At 74.0% G+C, this 20,574-nt stretch carries 21 protein-coding genes; 8 read left to right on the forward strand and 13 right to left on the reverse strand.

The annotated features are described in order from the left end of the window. The first annotated feature begins 29 nt into the window (after positions 1-29). The 3 genes from ACIG47_RS10300 (at position 30) to ACIG47_RS10310 (ending at position 3,274) form a co-directional block, all read left to right on the forward strand. Entirely contained in the window at positions 30-629 is a 600-nt protein-coding gene (locus tag ACIG47_RS10300) for a biotin transporter BioY (protein ID WP_397430718.1), read from the forward strand. A gap of 237 nt (positions 630-866) precedes the next feature. Further along, a complete protein-coding gene (locus ACIG47_RS10305; protein WP_397430719.1) occupies positions 867-2,174 on the forward strand; it encodes a Glu/Leu/Phe/Val dehydrogenase in 1,308 nt (435 codons plus the stop codon). A gap of 116 nt (positions 2,175-2,290) precedes the next feature. Further along, positions 2,291-3,274, forward strand: coding sequence for a putative protein N(5)-glutamine methyltransferase (locus tag ACIG47_RS10310; protein ID WP_397430720.1), 984 nt, complete (start codon positions 2,291-2,293; stop codon positions 3,272-3,274). Positions 3,275-3,296: 22 nt separating this feature from the next. On the opposite strand, the gene hemQ is transcribed toward ACIG47_RS10310, so the two are convergent. The 3 genes from hemQ to ACIG47_RS10325 form a co-directional block, all read right to left on the reverse strand. Beyond that, positions 3,297-4,046: a hydrogen peroxide-dependent heme synthase gene (gene hemQ / locus ACIG47_RS10315; RefSeq protein WP_397430721.1), complete on the reverse strand. Its 750-nt coding sequence runs from the start codon at positions 4,044-4,046 to the stop codon at positions 3,297-3,299. 34 nt (positions 4,047-4,080) lie between these two features. Beyond that, on the reverse strand, positions 4,081-5,235 hold the full coding sequence (locus ACIG47_RS10320) for a ferrochelatase (RefSeq protein WP_397430722.1): 1,155 nt from the start codon (positions 5,233-5,235) through the stop codon (positions 4,081-4,083). Between the two features lie 118 nt (positions 5,236-5,353). Continuing rightward, positions 5,354-6,232, reverse strand: a complete 879-nt coding sequence (locus ACIG47_RS10325; RefSeq protein WP_397416943.1) for a LysR family transcriptional regulator — start codon at positions 6,230-6,232, stop codon at positions 5,354-5,356. A 72-nt stretch (positions 6,233-6,304) separates the two neighbouring features. Between ACIG47_RS10325 and ACIG47_RS10330 the strand changes: the two genes are divergently transcribed. Next, positions 6,305-7,690: an MFS transporter gene (locus tag ACIG47_RS10330; protein WP_397430723.1), complete on the forward strand. Its 1,386-nt coding sequence runs from the start codon at positions 6,305-6,307 to the stop codon at positions 7,688-7,690. Positions 7,691-8,150: 460 nt separating this feature from the next. Here ACIG47_RS10330 and ACIG47_RS10335 read toward each other — a convergent pair whose 3' ends face one another. Both ACIG47_RS10335 and ald read right to left on the reverse strand, forming a co-directional pair. Further along, complete coding sequence (locus tag ACIG47_RS10335) at positions 8,151-9,302, reverse strand: glycerate kinase (protein WP_397430725.1); 1,152 nt, start codon at positions 9,300-9,302, stop codon at positions 8,151-8,153. 26 nt (positions 9,303-9,328) lie between these two features. Further along, the gene (gene ald / locus ACIG47_RS10340) at positions 9,329-10,447 is read right to left on the reverse strand and encodes an alanine dehydrogenase (protein WP_397430726.1); all 1,119 of its coding nucleotides are present in this window, start codon (positions 10,445-10,447) and stop codon (positions 9,329-9,331) included. A gap of 86 nt (positions 10,448-10,533) precedes the next feature. Between ald and ACIG47_RS10345 the strand changes: the two genes are divergently transcribed. Continuing rightward, a complete protein-coding gene (locus ACIG47_RS10345; protein ID WP_397430727.1) occupies positions 10,534-11,433 on the forward strand; it encodes a LysR family transcriptional regulator in 900 nt (299 codons plus the stop codon). Positions 11,434-11,475: 42 nt separating this feature from the next. Here ACIG47_RS10345 and ACIG47_RS10350 read toward each other — a convergent pair whose 3' ends face one another. Both ACIG47_RS10350 and ACIG47_RS10355 read right to left on the reverse strand, forming a co-directional pair. Further along, positions 11,476-11,943 (reverse strand): MarR family winged helix-turn-helix transcriptional regulator, encoded by a 468-nt coding sequence (locus ACIG47_RS10350; RefSeq protein WP_397416957.1) that lies wholly within the window; start codon positions 11,941-11,943, stop codon positions 11,476-11,478. 135 nt (positions 11,944-12,078) lie between these two features. Then, positions 12,079-12,840, reverse strand: a complete 762-nt coding sequence (locus ACIG47_RS10355) for an isoprenyl transferase (RefSeq protein ID WP_397416959.1) — start codon at positions 12,838-12,840, stop codon at positions 12,079-12,081. 299 nt (positions 12,841-13,139) lie between these two features. On the opposite strand from ACIG47_RS10355, the gene ACIG47_RS10360 reads away from it, so the two are divergent. After that, positions 13,140-13,931: a hemolysin III family protein gene (locus tag ACIG47_RS10360; RefSeq protein WP_397430728.1), complete on the forward strand. Its 792-nt coding sequence runs from the start codon at positions 13,140-13,142 to the stop codon at positions 13,929-13,931. A gap of 6 nt (positions 13,932-13,937) precedes the next feature. On the opposite strand, the gene ACIG47_RS10365 is transcribed toward ACIG47_RS10360, so the two are convergent. The 4 genes from ACIG47_RS10365 to mca all read right to left on the reverse strand — a co-directional run bounded on the left by ACIG47_RS10365 (position 13,938) and on the right by mca (position 17,253). After that, positions 13,938-15,032, reverse strand: coding sequence for a nucleoside hydrolase (locus ACIG47_RS10365; protein WP_397430729.1), 1,095 nt, complete (start codon positions 15,030-15,032; stop codon positions 13,938-13,940). Positions 15,033-15,117: 85 nt separating this feature from the next. Continuing rightward, positions 15,118-15,963 carry a carbon-nitrogen hydrolase family protein gene (locus tag ACIG47_RS10370; protein ID WP_397430730.1) on the reverse strand — a complete coding sequence of 282 codons (846 nt, stop codon included), beginning with the start codon at positions 15,961-15,963 and terminating at the stop codon, positions 15,118-15,120. Continuing rightward, positions 15,956-16,369: a hypothetical protein gene (locus tag ACIG47_RS10375; protein WP_397430731.1), complete on the reverse strand. Its 414-nt coding sequence runs from the start codon at positions 16,367-16,369 to the stop codon at positions 15,956-15,958. The genes ACIG47_RS10370 and ACIG47_RS10375 overlap by 8 nt, the downstream gene beginning before the upstream one ends. Further along, positions 16,366-17,253 (reverse strand): mycothiol conjugate amidase Mca, encoded by an 888-nt coding sequence (gene mca / locus ACIG47_RS10380; protein ID WP_397430970.1) that lies wholly within the window; start codon positions 17,251-17,253, stop codon positions 16,366-16,368. The genes ACIG47_RS10375 and mca overlap by 4 nt, the downstream gene beginning before the upstream one ends. Positions 17,254-17,421: 168 nt before the next feature. On the opposite strand from mca, the gene ACIG47_RS10385 reads away from it, so the two are divergent. Further along, on the forward strand, positions 17,422-17,940 hold the full coding sequence (locus tag ACIG47_RS10385) for a DUF4307 domain-containing protein (RefSeq protein WP_397430732.1): 519 nt from the start codon (positions 17,422-17,424) through the stop codon (positions 17,938-17,940). Positions 17,941-18,143: 203 nt separating this feature from the next. Then, a complete protein-coding gene (greA, locus tag ACIG47_RS10390) occupies positions 18,144-18,626 on the forward strand; it encodes a transcription elongation factor GreA (protein WP_119142392.1) in 483 nt (160 codons plus the stop codon). Positions 18,627-18,661: 35 nt separating this feature from the next. On the opposite strand, the gene ACIG47_RS10395 is transcribed toward greA, so the two are convergent. Beyond that, positions 18,662-20,191: an RNA polymerase sigma factor gene (locus ACIG47_RS10395; RefSeq protein WP_397430733.1), complete on the reverse strand. Its 1,530-nt coding sequence runs from the start codon at positions 20,189-20,191 to the stop codon at positions 18,662-18,664. Further along, a complete protein-coding gene (locus tag ACIG47_RS10400; RefSeq protein ID WP_397430734.1) occupies positions 20,188-20,556 on the reverse strand; it encodes a YciI family protein in 369 nt (122 codons plus the stop codon). Before ACIG47_RS10400 ends, ACIG47_RS10395 begins: the two co-directional genes overlap by 4 nt. Positions 20,557-20,574: the final 18 nt, after the last annotated feature.

Genomic DNA, 20,574 nt, shown 5'->3' on the forward strand with positions numbered 1-20,574 from the left:
CCTTGCCCGACCGCTTACTGTCGTTGACCATGACGACCCTCGCGTTCCCCCTGGTCCCGCGCTCCAACCCGCGCCGCGTGCTGGCCGACCTCCTGCCGGGCACTGTCGCACGCGACATCGCCCTCGTCGTGGGCGTCGCCGCCCTCACCGCCTTGGCGGCACAGCTCCGCGTGCCGATCCCGGGCCTGCCCGTGCCGGTCACCGGCCAGACGTTCGCCGTGCTGCTCGGCGCGGCCGCGATCGGCCCCGTACGCGGCGCTCTGGCCCAGGCGCTGTACCTGGCGCTCGGCGTGGTCGGACTGCCCGTCTTCACCGGCGGGGCGTCCGGCGTCGAGGTGGTGCTGGGTGCCTCGGGCGGGTACATCGTCGGCTTCGTCGTGGCGAGCTTCGTCGTGGGCGCGCTGGCCCGCCGGGGCCTGGACCGCGGCGTGCTGGGCACCATCCTCGCCTTCGCCGCCGGCACCGCGGTGATCTACGCGGTCGGCGTGCCGTGGCTGGCGGTCTCGACGGGCATGTCGCCGGTCGACGCGGTCATGGCCGGCGCCGTCGTGTTCCTCGTGGGCGACGCGATCAAGGCCGTGCTGGCCGGCGTGCTGCTCCCGGGTGCCTGGCGGCTCACCGAGCGCTGAGCACCGGCACCGAACCGGGCCTCCGCACACCCCCGCGGAGGCCCGGACCCGGGCCGCGAACCGGCCCGCCCCGCCCCGGCGATCACCGCTCACCGGAAGTTCTCCGGTCGCACACACCGCCGTCGGGCAATCACCCGCATCGAAGCGATACGGTTGATGACGAGGCGCAAACCCCGCGCCGCGCAACCCGCGTCCTGCTCGCACAGCGCAGGCGCCGTTCTCCCCCGGAGGACCTACGTGACGACGACAACGACGTCCACCCCCGCAGCATCGCCCGCCTTCTCCCCGTCCGACTCGCCCGAGGAGGGGTCCGCCCTCGCGACCGCGCACGCGCAGCTCGCCACGGCGGCCGAGATCCTCGGCTACGACGAGGGCCTGCACCGCATGCTTGCCACCCCGCGTCGCGAGATCCACGTGTCGGTGCCGCTGCGCCGCGACACCGGTGAGACCGTGCTGTTCCACGGCTTCCGCGTGCAGCACAACGTGAGCCTGGGCCCGGGCAAGGGCGGCCTGCGCTACCACCCCTCCGTCGACGTCGACGAGGTGCGGGCGCTGGCCATGTGGATGACCTGGAAGTGTGCGGTGGTCAACCTGCCGTACGGCGGCGCCAAGGGCGGCGTCGCCATCGACCCCCGCGGCTACTCGCAGGCCGAGCTGGAGCGTGTGACCCGGCGGTACACCTCCGAGATCATGCCGATGATCGGCCCCGACACCGACATCATGGCCCCGGACATGGGCACCGACGCCCAGACCATGGCATGGGTGATGGACACCTACTCGGTCAACCGCGGCTACACCATCCCCGCCGTCGTGACCGGCAAGCCGCTGGCCGTCGGCGGCTCGCTGGGCCGCGGCACCGCCACGTCGGCGGGCATCGTGCACGTCACGGGCGCCGCGCTCGCCGAGGCGGGCGTGCCCCTGACCGAGGTGTCCGTCGCCATCCAGGGCTTCGGCAAGGTGGGTTCGCACGCCGCCGAGATCTTCGCGGCGCGCGGCTCCCGCGTGGTCGCCGTGAGCGACCAGTACGGCGGTGTCCGGGCCGACGACGGCCTCGACGTCCCCCGCCTGATGGACCACGTGCGGCGCACGGGCTCCGTGGTCGGCTTCGACGGCGCGGACCCGGTGTCCAACACGGAGCTGCTCGCGCTCGACGTCGACGTGCTGGTGCCCGCCGCCATCGAGGGCGTGCTGGACGAGACCACGGCCGGCGACGTCAAGGCCCGCTGGGTGGTCGAGGGCGCCAACGGCCCCACGACCGCGGCCGGCGACGCCCTGCTCGCGAAGAACGACGTGACCGTGGTCCCGGACGTGCTCGCGAACGCGGGCGGCGTGGTGGTCTCCTACTTCGAGTGGGTCCAGGCCAACCAGACCTACTGGTGGACCGAGCAGGAGATCGCCGACAAGCTGGAGCACCGCATGACCACCGCGTACGCGGAGGTGTCCGCCCTGGCCAAGCGCGAGAGCCTGTCCCTGCGTGACGCCGCGCTCGTGATCGGCGTCAAGCGGGTGGCGGAGGCGCACCAGATCCGGGGCCTGTACCCCTGACGGTCAAGTCGCCACGACTTCGGTCCCTTGCCCCGAGATCGGTCCGTTAATGGACCGATCTCGGGGCAAGGGACCGATCTCGTTCCGGCCAGCCGATGTCGCCTACTCTCAGGGGCATGGAGCACCTTGTCGCGCGTCTGCGCGCCGCGGGCTGTGTCTTCGCCGAGGACGAGGCCCGCATCCTGACCGAGGCCGCCGGCGGTGACGCCGCGCGCCTCGACGAGCTGACCGCAGCCCGGGTCGGCGGGCTCCCGCTGGAGCACCTGGTGGGCTGGGCCGAGCTCGACGGCCGCCGCTGGACCGTGGCCCCCGGGGTGTTCGTGCCCCGGCAGCGCTCCGAGCTGCTGGTCCGCGAGGCGGCCCGCCGCGCGATGCCGGACCGGACCCCGGCGGCCCGCGCGACCGCGTCGGACACGCACACCCCGCCCGAGCCGGACGCGCCGGGCCCTGAGACGGCCGGCCCGGTCCTCGTCGTCGACCTCTGCTGCGGCTGCGGCGCGCTCGGCGGGGCGGTCGCCGCCCGGCTCCTCGCCGCGGGGCACGACGTCGAGCTGCACGCCGCCGACGTGGACCCGGCCGCCACGGCCTGCGCGCACGAGAACCTGGCGGCGCTGACGGCCGAGTCCTCCGCGGCGCGGGCCGCAGGGACGGGCCTGCCGCCGCGCGCAGGCCACCCGCCGGTCACCGACCGGACCGGGCCGGACGGGGCCGACGGGCGGCAACCCGGCAGGCTCCGCGCCCACACCTGCACGGGGGACCTCGCCGAGCCCCTCCCGGCGTCGGTCCGGGGCAGCGCCGACGTCGTCGTCGCGAACGCGCCCTACGTCCCGTCCGCGGCCATCGCGATGATGCCGCCCGAGGCCCGCGACCACGAGCCGCGCGCCGCGCTCGACGGCGGGGACGACGGGCTGGCGCTCCTGCGACGCGTGATCGACCTGGCGCCGGGACTGCTGCGCCCGGGCGGGCACCTGCTCGTCGAGACGGGCTCCGGCCAGGTGAGCGCCGCCGTCGGGCACATGGCGGCGGCCGGGCTGACGGTGACCGTCCTGGAGGACGACGACCTGGGCGCGACGGCCCTGGCCGCGACCCTGCCGGGCTAGCCGCTCACCCGGCGGGCGGCGGTCAGCTCAGGGGCTGCCGGTCCGCCCAGTCCGCGAGGGTGGTGCGCGGCCCCGTGAAGAACGGCACCTCCTCGCGCACGTGCCGGCGGGCCTCGGTGGCACGCAGGTCACGCATCAGGTCGACGATGCGGTGCAGCTCGTCGGCCTCGAACGCGAGGATCCACTCGTAGTCGCCGAGCGCGAACGCCGAGACGGTGTTGGCCCGCACGTCCTTGTAGCCCGCGGCCGCCATGCCGTGGTCGCGCAGCATGGTGCGGCGCTCGTCCTCGGGCAGCAGGTACCAGTCGTAGGACCGCACGAACGGATAGACGCACAGGTAGTCGCGCGGCGTCTCACCGGCGAGGAATGCCGGCACGTGGCCGCGGTTGAACTCGGCCGGTCGGTGCAGGGCGGCGACCGACCACACCGGCTCCAGCGAGCGGCCCAGCTCGGACGCGCGCAGTCGCTGGTAGGCGCCCTGCACGGACTCGATCGAGGGGCCGTGGGTCCAGAGCATGAGGTCCGCGTCCGAGCGCAGGCCGCCTACGTCGTACCAGCCGCGGGTCACCAGGTCGCCCGACGTCGCCGCCGGGTCGAAGCCGCCACCCACCGCAGCCTCCGCCTCGGCCACGACGGCCTTGCGCTCGGCGTCGTCCGCGGGGAGCGTCTCGGTGACGGAGAAGACGGAGAACATCGTGTACCGGATGCCCTCGTTGATGGCGGTGGTGTCGATCTCGTGCCCGGTGTCCCCGTGCACGTGTGCGTCGTTCATGTCGTACCTCTCGCTCGCGGCCGTCGCTCGGGCCTCAGGAGTACAGATCGGTGCTGCACAGCGCCGGGACGCCGCTCGGCTCGCCGTCGCGCCGCAGGCAGCAGCCCGGCGCGCAGACCGAGCGGAAGGCCGGCAGGGCGCCGACCGTGGCCTCCTCGACCTCCTCGCCGCGCGCGATCGCCGCCCGCTCCAGCAGCAGGTCGACCAGGCCGGCGACGAAGGGCTCGCGCGTACCCACGGTGCCGGCCCGCACGGCGGTCATGCCGAGGTCCTTCGCCGTGGCCAGGGCCTCCGTGTCGAGGTCGTAGGCGACCTCCATGTGGTCGGAGACGAACCCGATCGGGGAGAGCACCACGTCGCGCACGCCCTGGCCGGACAGAGCCTCCAGGTGGTCGTTGACGTCGGGCTCCAGCCACGGCTGGCTGGGCGGGCCCGAGCGCGAGCAGTACGCGAGGTCCCAGGGCACCTGGTGCCCGACGCGCTCGGCCACCTGGGCCGCGACCACCCGTGCGAGGTCCAGGTGCTGCTCGGAGTAGGTGGCGTGGGAGATCCGCGACGCGGCCTCCATGGTGTCCGGGATCGAGTGCGTGACGAAGACGAGCCGCGCGTCCGCACCGGAGCCACCCTGCGCCGCGAGCTCGGCGTACGCCTCGACGACGGCGTCGACGTTGGCCTGCGCGAATCCCGGGTGGTTGAAGTAGGAGCGGATCTTGTCGAACTGCACGCCCGTCGACCCGTCGGGGCCCAGCTGGCCACGCTTGTCGAGCGTGACCGCGAGGTCCTCACGGTACTGGCGGCAGCCGGAGTACGAGGAGAACGCGCTGGTCACGAGCGCGACGGCGCGCTCAGCGCCCAGCTTCTCCAGCTCGTCGACCGCGTCGTTGGTGTACGGCTCCCAGTTGCGGTTGCCCCAGACGACCGGGATGTCGATGCCCCGGCTGGCGAGCTCGGCCTCGAGCGCCGCCTTCAGCGCGAGGTTCTGCTCGTTGATGGGGCTCTTGCCGCCGAACCCGTAGTAGTGCTCGCCCACCTCCTCGAGCCGCTCGTCCGGGATGCCCTTGCCCGCGGTGACGTTGCGGAGGAACGGCACCACGTCCTCGGGCTGGTTCGGGCCACCGAAGGAGTAGAGCAGCAGGGCGTCGTACGGCGCGGCGACGTGCGCCGCGGACTGGGGGGTGTTGGCGGGCATGCGGACATCTTTCCACCGTCCGGCGGTCCGGCACGCCCGCAGAGGGACGAACGGGACGTGACATCGAAGCGACATGCTGTCAGAACACCAGGTCACGCATTCCCGCGGGACGACCGGGCTAGGACCGGGCGTGCACGTTCCCCGTGCGGAGCCGGTCGCGCAAGCCCGGCAGCGCGTCCAGCAGCACTGCCGGGGCAGGGCTCCGCGTCACCATCGACAGCGTGACGCGCCCCCGGGTCGGTGCGGGCACCGTCCGGTCGCCCGGCGCGGCGTACCAGCGCGCCACCATGTCCGGGACGACGACGGCGCACCGCCGTTCCCGCGCCGTCCGCACCGCGGCCTCCGCCGTCGCGCCGGGCCGGGCGTGCGCGCCGAGCTCGGTGAGCCGGCGGTGCAGGGCGTCCCCGCTCAGGTCGAGCGGACAGTAGACGACCGTCTGCCCGGCGTACGGCCGGCGGCCCGGGCCGGGTTCGGGGGCGCCGTCGGGCAGGAGCGTCACCAGGTCGTGGCGCCCCACCTCGGTGACCACCAGGCCGCGGGCGATGGGCACCTGCTTCGCGATGCCGGTGAAGGCGGCGTCGAGCGTGCCGCGTTCCACCCACTCCAGCAGCCTCGGGCCGTGGTCCACCACGGGCTGCACCACGGCGTCGTCGAGCAGCACGTCCAGCGCCGCGAACAGCGTGCCCGCGATGCTGGGGAACGCGCCCACGGAGACGGTGCGCGACTGGGCGGCCGACAGGGTGCGCTCGACGATGGCCGCGAGGTGGTCGAGCACGTGCGCGGCCTGGTCGCTGAACTCGCGCCCCGCGGCCGTCAGCCGGGCGCCGGTCGTGTCCCGCTCGAACAGCGTGACCCCCACGCGCCGTTCCAGCGCGGCGAGCCGCTGGCTCGCCGAGGGCTGACTCACCAGCAGCTCGCGGGCCGCCGCGCCGAGGGACCCGTGCCGCGCGACGGCGTCGACCAGGCGGAGGTCCTCGACCGTGGGGTATGAGGTCATAGCACCAGCCTATGCCTGCTCATGCGGGGCAGCCGTCTACCGGCCCGCGACGTGCACCCGCACGATGGCAGGGTGCGTCATCCTCACCTCGTCACGCTGACCGCCACGACCTTCGTCACCTGGACCGGTCAGCGCATCACCGCCGTCGCCCTGCCCCTGGTCGCGCTCGACCAGACGGGCGACGCCTGGACCACCGGCCTCGTCGGCGGCTTCGCCGGGCTGCCGCTGCTCACCTCCGCCTGGTGGGGACGGCGCCTGCGACCGCACCTCACGTCGGGCCGGGCGCTGGCCGTCCTGCTCGTCGTCCAGGCGCTCGGGCTCGCCCTGGTGCCCGTCGCGGCGGCCACCGTGGGCGTCGGCGCAGTGGTGCTGTGTGCGTCCGGCCTGGTCACCGGGGCCGCCTCGGCATTGCTCGCACCAGCGCAGCGCGCCCTGACCGCCGACCTGGCGGAGCTGCCCGGGATCCCGCCCGGCGTCGGCCCCAAGGCGCTGGCCTGGCAGGACCTGGCGCATCGCGCGTCCATGATCTTCGCGCCCGCCCTCGGTGCGTGGCTGCTGGTCGTCTGGGGCACCGAGCCGCTGCTGTGGTGCGAGGCGGCGGCGGTCGCACTGGCCGCCGCGGTGATGCTCACGGTCCCGGCCGCGCGGACGGCTGGTGCCGTGCAGGACGATGTGGTGCAGGACGATGTGGTGCTCGACGACGGCGGGCGGGCAGATGCCGGGCGGGCAGATGCCGGGCGGGCAGATGTCGCGCCGGCCGGGGAGGCCGCCGGGACAGAGGGCGGCGCGGGAGTCGGTGACGGGCGCACGGCCGGCAGCGACGACGGCTCCTCGGTGCGCGCCCTGCTGCGCGCCCACCCGGACCTGGCCGTCGGCCTGGGACTGGCGGGAGTCGGCGGCGTCACGTGGTTCGGCTTCACGCTGGGCCTGGCCCTGCTCGGTGCGGAGCTCGGCCGCCCGGGCGAGCTGATCGCAGCCGGGATGGCGGGTTACGGCACCGCCACCGTCGGGGCGTCGTTCGTCGCGCCGCTCGTGGTGGACCGGGTGCCGCGCATCCCGGCGATCGTGATCTCCTGGGTGGTGTTCGGCCTCGCGTACCTTGCGCTGCCGGTCGCCGCGCCCGACCTGGCCGCCGTCGGCCTGGTGTCCGCTGTCGGCGGTATCACGATGCCGTTCGGGATCGCGGCCCTCAACGCGCTCATCGTCGACCGGACCACCGGCGCGGAGCGCCGCACGGCGTTCACGGCCGAGACCGTGCTGCACGCCGGCGGCGCGTCGGCCGGGCTGCTGGCCGGCGGCGCACTGATCGGCGCGTTCGGGGCCGGCCCGGTGCTGGTGGTCACCGGCCTGATGCAGGTGGTCGCCGCGCTCGGCGCCGTCGTGTGGCTCCGGACCCGGCGTGACACGGCCGACCCCGACCGGAACCGACCTGCCTCGCCGGTCCGTCAGCCGAGCTGACCGGCGTCCTGCCACCCGGACATCGGCGGGCCGTCCAGGTCGGCAGGCTGTCCAGGTCCGGCAGGCTGTCCAGGTCCGGCAGGCTGTGCAGGTCGCCAGGCAGTCCAGGTCCGGCGGGCTGTCCAGGTCCGGCGGGCTGTCCAGGTCGCCAGGCTGTCCAGGTCGCAGTCTGCCCCCAGGTCGGCAGTCTCCTTGCCGAGGTCGGCAGTTTGCCTCGAGGTCGGTACAGGCCTGTGCCGACCTCGAGGCAAACTGCCGACCTGACGAACAAGTGACCGACCTCGGCGCGCAGCACCGGGCGCCGAGGCCCCGAGCTCAGCCGCAGCCCCGCAGCCCCGCAGCCCCGCAGCACAGGAGCACAGGAGCACAGGAGCCTCGGAGCCTCGGAGCCTCGGAGCCTCGGAGCCCAACCGCAGCCCAGACAAAGCCAGCCAGAAATCACCCAGAGCCCAGCCGGAGATCAGCGCCGCGCCGCGCCAACCAGGCTCGTGACAGCCGCCGCGACGTCCCGCAACCGCGTGGCGGTGCGGGCGATGAGGTCGTCCAGCTCGACCGGCCCCGGCGCGATCGAGAACGCGGCGGCGATCCCGGCGGCGCGGGCCTGTGCCTCCGGCAGCAGCACCTGACCGGCCACGACGACCACCGGCGGGCGGGTCGGTGATGCGGCGGCGAGGCGGGCCACGCCGTCGGCCACCTTGCCGCGCACCGACTGCGAGTCGAACGAGCCCTCGCCCGTGATCACGAGGTCGGCGTGGGCCAGCGCGGCCGGCAGGCCGACGGTCTCGGCGACGAGCACGGCGCCCGGAGTGGTCTCGGCGCCGAGCACCGCGACGAGGCCGGCCGGGACGCCGCCGGCGGCACCCGCGCCGGGCACCTCGGCCACGGCCTGCCCGGTCTCGCGCTCCAGCACCCCGGACCAGTGCCGCAGGGCGTCGTCGAGGAAGTCCACGACGCCGTCCCGCGCCCCCTTCTGCGGCCCGAACACGTGCGCGGCACCGTGCTCGCCGACCAGCGGGTTGGTGACGTCGACGGCGAGCCGCCAGCGCACCTCGCGGGCCCGCGGGTGCAGCCCGGTGAGGTCCAGGGACGCGACGGACGCGAGTCCCTCGCCGCCGTCGGGCACCTGGCGACCGTCGGCGTCGAGGAGACGGGCGCCGAGGCCGGTCAGGATGCCCGCCCCGCCGTCCGTCGACGCGGACCCGCCCAGGCACAGCAGGATCTCGCCGACCCCGGCGTCCAGTGCGGCGCGGGCGACGTCGCCGGTACCACGTGTGCTCGCGTGCAGCGGCTGGAGCGGCACGTCCGAGACGCGCGGCAGGCCGCTGGCCTCGGCGAGCTCGACGACGGCGGTGCGTCCGTCGGGCGACACGGCCCACCGGGCCGACGCGGGGCGGCCGATGGCGTCGACCGTCTCGACGGTCAGCGGCTGCCCGCCCCAGACGGCGAGCAGCGCGGCGAGCGTCCCCTCACCGCCGTCGGCCATGGGCAGGCGGGTGACGACGGCGTCCGGGGCCACGTCCAGCACACCGTCGGTGACGGCGGACGCGACCTCGGACGCGGACAGACTCCCTTTGAACGAGTCGGGGCAGACGACGACGCGCAGCGGCTCCACGCGCCGATCGTAGGCGGTCCGGGCGATCAGCCGGCGAGGATTTCGGTCAGCGGGACGGCGGCGACGCCGAGCGCGTCGGCGACGCCCTGGTTGGCGACCTGCCCGGCGTGGGTGTTCAGGCCCCGGGCCAGCGCCGCGTCGGCGCGCAGCGCGTCCCGCCAGCCCCGGTCGGCGAGCGCGGCCACGTACGGCAGGGTCGCGTTGGTCAGCGCTCGGGTCGACGTCGCGGGCACGGCACCCGGCATGTTCGCCACGCAGTAGTAGAGGGTGTCGTGGACGGCGAAGGTCGGGGCGTCGTGGGTGGTGGGGCGCGAGTGCTCGAAGCAGCCGCCCTGGTCGATGGCCACGTCGACGAGCACCGCACCGGGCCGCATCGCCTTGACCATGGCGTCCGTGACGAGGCGGGGGGCCGCCGCGCCGGGCACCAGGACGGACCCGATGACCAGGTCCGCGGACTCGACCTGCTCCGCCACGTCGTAGGTGGTGGAGGCGCGCGTGGTCACTGCTCCGCCGAACCGCACCTCGAGCCGGCGCAGCGCGGGCAGGGAGACGTCCAGGACGGTGACGTCGGCGCCCATCCCGAGCGCGTTGGCCGCGGCGTGCTCGCCGGCCACGCCGCCGCCGATCACCACCACCTTGGCCTTCGGTGTGCCGGCGACACCGCCCATCAGCACCCCCGTGCCGCCCTGCGGGCGCATCAGGTGGTAGGCGCCGACCTGCGCGGACAGCCGCCCGGCGACCTCGCTCATGGGGCTCAGCAGCGGCAGCGAACCGTCCGCGAGCTGCACCGTCTCGTAGGCGACGGCAGTGGTCCCCGCCGCCAGGAGCGCCTCGGCGCACGGCGCGGAGGCAGCCAAGTGCAGGTAGGTGAAGAGGGTCAGGTCCGGCCGCATGAAGCCGTACTCGGGCTCGATCGGCTCCTTGACCTTGACCAGCAGCTCGGCCTCTCCCCAGACCTCGTCGGCCGTGTCCACCAGGCGCGCGCCCGCGAGCCGGTAGGCGTCGTCGGTGAACCCTGAACCCCGTCCCGCGCCGGCCTGCACGAGCACGGCGTGGCCGCGACGGGCCAGCTCGTGCGCGCCGGCGGGCGTGACCGCCACGCGGTACTCGTTGTTCTTGGTCTCCGTGGGAACGCCGATGTTCATAGGGCGACGGTAGGCATCCGGTCGTGTGCGGGTCCAGGACACATTCCCGAATAGAATGTTCGGCGCCTCTGCACAAAGATGGGGCCATGCTCAACCCCTGGCGGCTCCGGCTCCTGCACCAGCTCCACCTGCTCGGCACCGTGCGCGCGGTGGCCGAGGCGACCCACATGAGTCCCTCGAGCGTGTCCCAGCAGCTCGCGACGCTGGAGACCGAGACGAAGGCCCAGCTCTTCGAGCGCACGGGACGGCGCATCCGGCTGACCCCGGCCGGCGTCACCCTCGCGGGCCACGCGTCCGACATCCTCGACCGGATCGCCACCGCCGAGGCCGACCTCGCGGGCCTGTACTCCGAGGCCACGGGCGTGGTGCGGGTGGCCGCCTTCACGAGCGCCTTCCACGACATCGTGGTGCCCGCCGTGACGGACCTCGCCACCGCGCACCCCCGGATCTCGGTGCGGCTCACCGAGGCCGAGCCCGTGGTCAGCCGGCCCGCCGTGCAGCGCGGCGAGGTGGACGTCGCCGTGTGCGCCGACTTCCCGGACGCCCCCGTCCCGCCGGACGCCGAGCTCGCGCGCCTGCCGCTCACCGGTGACCGCGTGGTGCTCGTGACGGCGCGCGACACCCCGGCGGGCCAGCGCTCCGGCCGCGTCGACCTGGCCTCCCTCGCCGACGAGCCGTGGGCGTTCGAGCATCCCGGCGCGCACCTCGCCGACCTGGCGGAGCGCCTCTGCCGCCGGGCGGGCTTCACCCCCACGACGGTGGCCCGTTTCGAGAGTCACGGGACGCTGCTGAACCACGTCGAGGCGGGGCTGTCGATCACGCTGCTGCCGCTGCTCGCCGTGCACGACCGTTACGCGGTGCGCACGCTGGACCTCGTCGACCCGCCCCGCCGGGACATCCATCTCGTGACCCGGCGCCCCACCCTCGACCGGGCTGCGGTCCGGGCCGTGGTGGAGGCGATCCGGCACCGTGCCCGTTCGGCCTGAAGAGCATCTGCGCAGGTCAGCCGGGTTGTGACGGCGCCCGGGTCAGAAATCCTCGATGTCCGCCTGGGCAGCGCGCAGGGCTTCGGTCAGCTCCCGGAGCCGGACCAGGTCGGCGGCGTCCATCGCCGGGGTCACGTAGTGCGCGATGGACCGCACGTGGCGCCGGCCGAGCTCCTTCTGGGTGGCCGAGCCCTCCTCCGTCAGGCTCACCAGCACACCCCGGCCGTCCTCGGGCGCGGGGTGCCGACGCACCAGCCCGCGCTTCTCCAGCCGTTCCACCATGCGCGACAGCGAGGACTGCGCCATGAGGATGTTCTCGTTGAGCTCCCGCAGCCGGAGCGTCTCGCCCGGTGCGAGGGCGAGCGTGAACAGCACGTCGTACTCGCGCATGCTCAGGTCGCCCCAGATGTCGTCGGCCAGGAGCCGGCGCATCACCGTCACCTGGGCCCGGAACAACGACTCCCACGCCTCGGCAGCCTCGCGCGCCGACGGCACACGACGTTCGGTCATCAACGCGCACTCCGTCTCATTCACGGCACGCTACCTGACTGAACTTTCACTTACCTACCTGGGTCAGTGGTGGCGAATTTCACCATATGGATCGATGCGTCGGAGCAGGTCCGCAGCCCCGCCCGACGAGGGGGTTCAGCGGCCGAGCCGGCGCTCGCGCAGCGAGAAGTCCCGCAGCGCCCGGAGGAAGTCCACCCGGCGGAACGCGGGCCAGTACGCCTCGCAGAAGTAGAACTCGCTGTGCTGGCTCTGCCACATGAGGAACCCGCCGATGCGCTGCTCCCCCGAGGTCCGGATGACCAGCTCGGGATCCGGCTGACCCTTGGTGTACAGGTGCTCGGCGATGTGCTCGACGTCGATGGACTCGGCGAGGTCGGCCAGCGTCGCCCCGTCCTTCGCCCGCTCCCGGAGGTACGAGCGGACGGCGTCGGCGATCTCGGTGCGACCGCCGTACCCGATCGCCACGTTGACCTGGAGGCCCTTGACGCCCGCGGTGCGGTCGGCCGCCGCACGCAGGGCCGCGGCCAGGCGGGCGGGGAGCAGGTCGAGCCGGCCGATGACCCGCAGCCGCCAGCGGCCGGACTCCGCGAGGTCCGAGACGGCGTCCTCGATGATGTCGAGCAGGTTGCTCAGCTCGTCGGCGGACCGGCTGAGGTTGTCCGTGGAGAGCATCCACAGGGTGACGACCTCGATGCCCAGCGACTCGGCCCAGCCGAGGAACTCGGTGATCTTGTCGGCACCGCGCCGGTGCCCGGTGGCCGCGGTCTCGCCGAACGAACGCGCCCAGCGGCGGTTGCCGTCGAGCATCACGCCGATGTGCCGGGGCAGCGTCGCACCGTGCAGGGCAGACGCCAGACGTCGCTCGTAGAGGCGGTACAGCGGGCTGGGCAGACGCACGGATACCTCAGTGGGGTCGGGCCGCGGGTGCCGCGTGACGCGGTCCGCACGGCAGCTCTGGCCCGGGTCGGTCCACCCGGTGGGACGTGGACAAAGGTACCCCTCCGACGTGCGCGTTCCCGCGCGTCGCCGCCGCTCCGAGGCCCTGGACGGGCGACTCGCGCCAACCCGGCGCAGGATCTTCACAAGGCCCCTGTCCCGCCTGCCGACCCCTAACCTACGCTAGAGTAAGTTACGCGACCGTAGGTAGCGTCCCGGCACCACGGGGGACGCCGGTCGCCGAGGATCAAGGAGGCCACGTGGTAGCTCAAGCAGACGGGCCGGACCGTCAGGCCGGCCGCCTGGAGGAGGTCACCGGCAAGGTCTCGGAGACGCTCGACGGCGTCCGCGACAAGGCCGGCGACGTCGTGCAGGTCATCTCCACCTCCGTCTCCTCCACGGTCGAGAAGGTCGAGCGCAAGATCAAGCCACGGCTCCGTGGCTGGATCCACGCGGGCACGTTCCCGTTCGCCCTCGCCGCCAGCATCGTGCTCATCGCGCTCGCCCCCACGACGGCGGGCAAGGTCTCGGCGTCGGTGTTCGGCCTGAGCGCCTGCCTCCTGTTCGGTGTCTCGGCGGTGTACCACCGCGGCAACTGGTCGCCCCGGACCGACGCGGTGCTCCGGCGCCTCGACCACACCAACATCTTCCTGATCATCGCCGGCACGTACACACCGCTCGCCGTGCTGCTCCTGCCGCCCGGCCAGGGCACGGTGCTGCTCACGCTCGTCTGGAGCGGCGCGCTGCTCGGACTGCTCGCGCGGGTCTTCTGGCTCAACGCGCCCCGCTGGGTCTACGTCCCGGTCTACCTCGCGCTCGGCTGGGTGGCCGTGGCGTACATGGGCCAGTTCTGGGCCATCGGCGGCCCGGCGGTGGTCTGGCTGATCCTGGCGGGCGGGATCGCCTACACGCTCGGCGCGATCGTCTACGGCACCAAGAAGCCCGACCCCAGCCCGGCCTGGTTCGGCTTCCACGAGATCTTCCACGTGTTCACCGTGCTCGGGTTCGCCTGCCACGTGGTCGCGATCTACCTCGCCAACCTGGCCATCTGACCCGGGTCACCGCCCGTTCAGCCCGGCGAGGAACAGGTCCTCGAACAGGGCGCCGTCCGCGGTCGTGCTCACGCGCTGGGGCGTGCCCGTCGGCACGTCCACCGTGCGGCCCGCCGACGGACCGTCCAGCACCACGTCGACAGGCCGGATCCGGTGGTCCACGCCCTGCCCCGTCACGAGCGAGACGGCGGCCAGGGTGTCCCACCAGTACATGATTCCCTGGCCGATCAGCTCGGGCAGGCCCGGCTGGGTGACGATCGCGTGCACCGTGCGGGCCTCGTAGGTCGTGGCCCCTGAGCCCAGGCGCTCCACGTAGGCGGGGGTGATGGGCGCGTGGTTCGTGGCGTCCAGGGCCACCATGCTCACCCGGGCGCGCGGGACGCCCGCGAGCACGCGGTCGGCCGCCGGCGGATCGATCCACATGTTCACCTCCTGGGTGTTGTCGAACCCCTCGGTGGTCGAGCCGAACAGGTTGCCGCCCACGTCGAAGGCGCCGCCCATGACGACGACGCGACCGAGGCGGTCGTGGAGCGTCCGCGGGCTCATCCGGTCCAGCGCCGCAGCCACGTTGCTCAGCGGCCCCGTGGCCAGGACGGTCACCGGGCGGCGGGAGGCGCGCACCGTGCCGGCGATGAGCTCGGCGGCCGGCACCGCGCCCGGCTCGTCGGGCACGCCCGCGTCGCCCAGGGCCCCGCTCAGCACCTGCTCGAACAGCGCGCGTGCCTCGGGCGGCGGCTCGTTGACCCACTGCTCGGACCCGTCCGCGACCGGCACGTGCGACAGACCGCAGTTCGCCAGGATGGTCCGGGCGTGCGTGAGCGACCGGCCCGGGGTGCCCACGCCGTTGTTCACCACGGTGACGGCTCGCAGGTCGATCAGGCCGCGCTTGTCGGCCTGGCAGAGGTACAGGAGCGTCGCCGCGTCGTCGAAGTCCAGGTCGGAGTCGTAGACGACCGGGACGGGGCCGTACCCCGCCGGTTCCGCGGCTCGCACGCCGTCCTGCGCGGCGGCGGGCGTCAGCGCCGCCCCGGCCAGGCCGAGGGCGAGCGCTCCCGACGCGAGTGCCCGCACTCCTCGCACGTGCTTCCGGACGACCACCATGACCCGCTCCCTCCGCTACCGGACGGAGTCATGGTGCTCGCCCGCGGCGCCCGTGCCCATGACATTCGACGCTGGCCGAAAGCGCTCACGTGCCGGCCGGGACCACCGTGTAGCGGCGGTTGGCCAGCGAGGGGTTGGTGGCCCGGACGGCCGCGAGCGGCGCGGGGTCGAGGTCGACGGTCCGGTACGCCTGCTCCTCACCCATCTCCAGCCCGACGACGCCGTCCGGCCCCACCAGGAGCGTGCGGCCGACGACGCCCTTGCCGGTCATGCCGACGCCGATCACCACCGCGGTGTTCTCGATCGCCCGTGCCCGCAGCAGGGTGTGCCAGTGGTCGGCCTTGAGCGGACCCGCCACCCACGCCGCCGGGTACACCAGGACGTCCGCGCCGGCATCGACCAGCCGGCGAGCGGACTCGGGGAACCGCAGGTCGTAGCAGGTCAGCACGCCGAACGTGAGGCCGCCCAGGCGCAGCGTGACGGGATCCGCGTCGGCGGGGCCCGCCTCTAGCCGCTCCGACTCCCGGTAGCCGAAGGCGTCGTAGAGGTGCACCTTGCGGTACACCCCGGCGAGCTCCCCCGATCCGTCGACGACGACGAGGGCGTTGGCCGCGCGGACGCCGTCGGACCCGGGGAGCGTGACGCCCGCGACCACCGCGATGCCGTGCCTGCGCGCGCGGTCCCGCAGCAACGTCACGAACGGCCCGTCGAGCGGCTCCGCGTGCTCCGGGCCCACACCGCGCGGGTCGTACGCGGAGGCGTACTCCGGCAGCACCAGGAGGTTCGACCCGGCGCGAGCCGCCACCCCGAAGGCGTCGAGCACGGTCTGGCGGTTGGCGCCGTGGTCGTCCGAGACGGCGATCTGGGCCACCGTCACCCGGACCACGCCGTCCGGGCCGACCGCGCCCGCCGGGTCGCCCCCGTCAGGCACCCGAACCGCCGCTGTCCCCCGAGCCGCCGCCGCTGTCCCCGCCGGACGACCCGCCACCGGACGGCGGATCGGACGGGGAGCCGGCCGGCACCTCGGAGGGTTCCCCGCCCTCGCCCGTGGAGCCGCCGGGCTCGCGCGCGTCGTCGTCGGACCGGCGGAAGCTGATGACCTCCGGCTGGGGCACGGGAAGACCCTGCTGCTTCGCGTTGTGGCCCGCCCGGCGCAGGTGCTTGCTCATGTTCAGGAACAGCAGCACGCAGGCCAGCGCCAGCGCGAAGGTGACGACGAAGCCGACGAGACCCGGCGAGACCTGCCACTCCTCCAGGCCGGGACGCAGGTTGTTCTCGGTCGGGTTCGGTGACGGCTCGGTCGCGAACGCGAGGGCAGCCACGGCGACCGGGCTCATGCGGGGACCTCCGACCGGACGCCCTCGAACAGGTCACGCTCGTACTCGCCCGGTGCCCGCTCGGGGAGCGGCACGCGGGACTCCGCCAGCTCGTACTCGTCCCACGGCCAGACGTCGACCTCGATGTCCCGCGGCACGGCGAAGAAGAACCCGTTCGGGTCGATCTGCGAGGCGTGCGCCGTCAGTGCGGCGTCCCGGTTCGGGAAGTAGTCGGCCACCGGCACCAGCGTGGTGACCTGGCGCTCGGGGATCTCCCGGGCGTCACGCGACTCGACCCACTCGCCGAACGGCGACTCCAGGCCGGCCCCCTGGACGGCCTCGTGCACCGCGCGGATGCGCGCCATCGAGAAGCCGTGGTTGTAGTAGAGCTTGAGCGGTTCCCAGGGTTCGCCCGTGCCCGGGTAGCGGTCCGGGTCGCCGGCCGCGTGGAACGCCTCGAACGAGATCTCGTGGCACTTGATGTGGTCGGGGTGGGGGTACCCGCCCGACGGGTCGTACGTCGTGATGACGTGCGGCCGGAACTCGCGCACGGCCTGGACCAGCGGCGCCGCCGCCTCCTCGAGCGGCACCAGCGCGAAGCATCCCTCGGGCAGCGGGGGCAGCGGGTCGCCCTCGGGCAGGCCCGAGTCCACGAAGCCGAGCCACTGCTGGCGCACGCCCAGCGCCTCGGCGGCACGGGCCATCTCCAGCCGGCGCACGGCGCGGCGCCCCTCGATCGACTCGAACTCGTGCCCCGGCGGCACCTCGAACGACGCGTTCAGGATGTCGCCCCGTTCGCCCCCGGTGCACGTCACGACGAGGACCTCCACCCCCTCTGCGGCGTAGCGGGCCGTCGCGGCGGCGCCCTTGCTCGACTCGTCGTCCGGGTGCGCGTGCACCGCCATCAGACGGAGCGGCTCGCGCTCGGGTACGGACACTGGGTCCTCCTGTGTGGGATGCGTCGGGGACATTCGCTCTGGGGCGGTCGCTCTGGGACGATCGACCCATGGACCATGATGGTCCACGGACAATCTTGCTACGAACCACCGACACCCCGATCCGAGCGAGCCGCGATGACCGACCCAGAACCCGCCGCCCCGTCGTCCGCCACGCCTCCGCGGCCGCCGGCGCAGACCCCGGACCTCGCGGAGCGCTACGGCCGCTCCCGGCCCGGACCGCGGCGGGCGGACCTGCCCCGCGACGAGGACCCGTGGGACGAGAGCGACGACGTCCGCCCGCGCCCGAAGCTCTCGGTGGGCGCCCGGATCGCCGTGGGGGCCGCCCTGGCGGCGGGAGTCGCGATCGCCGCATGGTTCACCATCGTGGACACCCAGCGCGATCCCGTGACCTTCACGGACGTCGGTTTCTCGGTCACCAGCGCCGAGGAGGTGGACGTGACGTTCGACGTCAGCATGCCGCCCGGGACCGAGGCCGTGTGCACCGTCACCGCGCTGAGCAAGAACTTCGCGGAGGTCGGCGCGATCGACGTCGAGGTGGGCCCGGACGACGCACGGACCACGCGGCACACCGTGACCATCGCCACCACGGAGCTCGCGACCACCGGCGTCGTCGACCACTGCACTGTGCGCTGAGGGCACCCGGCCGCGTCACGGGGCGACGTCCGCTCAGAGCGGAAACGGGGAGTGCCTGGGCAAGGCTTTCCCGAAAATTGGTATTCTCGTCGTTTCACACGCTGTGTTGACCGGCTGACGCGCGTGCCCGTTCCGCTCCGTCGGCCGGGACCTGCGCGCTGCCGTGAACCGCTCGACCGAGCAACGACGAAAGGAGAGCCCCCGTGGCCGAAGCTTCTGTCACCTGGCTCACCCAGGAGGCGCACGACAAGCTCAAGGCGGAGCTGGAGCATCTCTCCGGTCCCTACCGGGCGGAGATCACCGAGCGCATCGCCGCTGCCCGCGACGAGGGCGACCTCAAGGAGAACGGCGGCTACCACGCCGCGCGCGAGGAGCAGGCCAAGAACGAGGCGCGCATCCTGGAGCTCACCGAGAAGCTCCGGAACGTGCAGGTCGGCACCCCGGCGGACGACGGCAAGGTGGAGCCGGGCATGGTCGTGACGGCGCTGGTCGCCGGCGACGAGATGAACTTCCTCTTCGGCTCGCGCGAGATGGCCGGGTCCACGGACCTCGACGTCTACTCGCCGACGTCGCCGCTGGGCGCCGCGATCGACGGCAAGTCGATCGGTGCGAAGACCAGCTACACGGCACCCAACGGGCGCGACATCCCCGTGGAGATCACGGGCGCGAAGCCCTTCCAGGGCTGACCCTCGCCGAGCCCGACGGACGCCCGACGGACCTGTCAGACGTACGGATCACCGCGGTGACCCGTGCGACCGGCAGGTCCGTCGGCGTCTGACAGGTCGGCGAGGCGGGCGCGCAGCAGGCGCCGGTCGCCCTCCCGGTCGACCTGGTCGAGCGCCCGGCGGTACTCCGCGACGGCCTCGTGCGGTCGGCCCGCGCGCCGCAGGAGGTCGGCCCGCACCGCCGGGAAGAGGTGATAGGCCGCGAGCTCGGGCGCGGAGGAGAGCGCGTCCAGCTCGGCAAGACCGGCCTCGGGTCCGCGCAGCATCCCCACGGCGACCGCGCGGTTGAGCGCCACCACCGGTGACCCGGTCATGCCGAGCAGCACGTCGTAGAGCGCGGTGATCTCGGCCCAGTCCGTCCCGTCGGCCGTCGTCGCCCGTGCGTGCAGGGCGGCGATCGCCGCCTGCACCTGGTACGGCCCCGGGCGCCGGGCCGCGAGCGCGTCGTCGAGCACGGCCAGGCCCTCGGTGATCTCGTCCCGGCGCCACAGCGAGCGGTCCTGCTCGTCGAGCGTGCGCGGCACCGGTCCGGACGCCGCGTCCCGGCCCGGCCCCAGCCGTGCCGCACGCCGCGCGTGCTGGAGCAGCAGGAGCGCCAGCAGGCCGCGCGCCTCCGGCTCGTCGGGCAGCAGGCGGGCGACGAGCCGGGCGACGCGGATCGCGTCGTCGGCCAGGGCCCGGCGGGCGGCGGTCCCCGCGACGGCGACGGCGACGGTGTCGGCATCGGCATCGGCATCGGCATCGGTGTCGGTGTCGGTGTCGGTGTCGGTGTCAGCGTCGGTGTCAGCGTCGGTGTCAGCGTCGGTGTCGGCGACGGTGGCAGCCGGCCCCGGCGCGACGCCGTCACCAGGATCCACGGCGTCCGGCTCGGCCCAGGCGTCGTACCCCTGCGTGAACAGCACGTACAGCACGGCGAGCACCGCGGAGACGCGTTCGTGCAGCAGCTCGGGCGGCGGTACGCGGAACGCGATCCCGGCCGTCCGGATCTTGCGCTTGGCGCGGGTCAGGCGCTGGGCCATCGTGGTCTCCGGCACGAGGAAGGCCCGCGCCACCTGCGCCGTCGTCATGCCGGTCAGGGACCGCAGGGTGAGCGCCACCCGGCCCTCCAGGGGCAGTGCCGGGTGGCAGCACGTGAAGACGAGCCGCAGCAGGTCGCCGTCGGGGTCCTCCAGTGTGCTGCCCGCCCAGCCGTCGCCCGCGTCCGCCGTGTCCGCCGCCTCGGCCACCGGGTCGGCCGCCTCTCCGCCGAGCCGCTCGGTCAGGCGCGCGGCCGTCGCCACCTTCTGCGCCTCGACCGCGCGACGCCGCAGGCGGTCGACCGCGCGCCGCCGGGCCGTGGTGGTGAGCCAGGCGCCGGGGCGCGCGGGCACGCCGTCGCGCTGCCAGGTGCGCAGCGCGACGGCGAAGGCCTCCTGGGTGCAGTCCTCCGCGAGGTCGAGGTCACCCGTGCTGCGGGCGACGGCCGCCAGCACCCGCCCCCACTCGTCACGGAAGGCCGCGTCGACGGCCTGCCCGACGTCGGTCACGCCCCGGCCGGGCTGCCGTCGGCGTCGCCGTCGAGCCCGAGCGGCCAGAAGGGGCGCAGCTCGATCGCGCCCGTGTACGCCATCGGGTGGGCGGCGGCGATCCGGATCGCCTCGTCGAGGTCGGGGGCGTCGAGCACGTCGAAGCCCGCGATCACTTCCTTGGTCTCGGAGAACGGGCCGTCGGTGACGACCACCTCCCCGGCGCGGACCTGGACGCCCACGGCGTCCGCGGGCGGCCGGAGCCGGTCGCCCAGCACCGCGTGACCGGTGCCGTAGGTGTCCCGGACCCAGTCCTCGATCTCGGGCACGTCGCCCGGCTCCGCCGGAGTGTCCGGGGTGGACAGGACGAGCATGAGGTAACGCATGGCGTACTCCCTTCCGGG

It is taken from the genome of Promicromonospora sp. NPDC052451, from assembly GCF_044547525.1.
GTDB lineage: Bacteria > Actinomycetota > Actinomycetes > Actinomycetales > Cellulomonadaceae > Promicromonospora.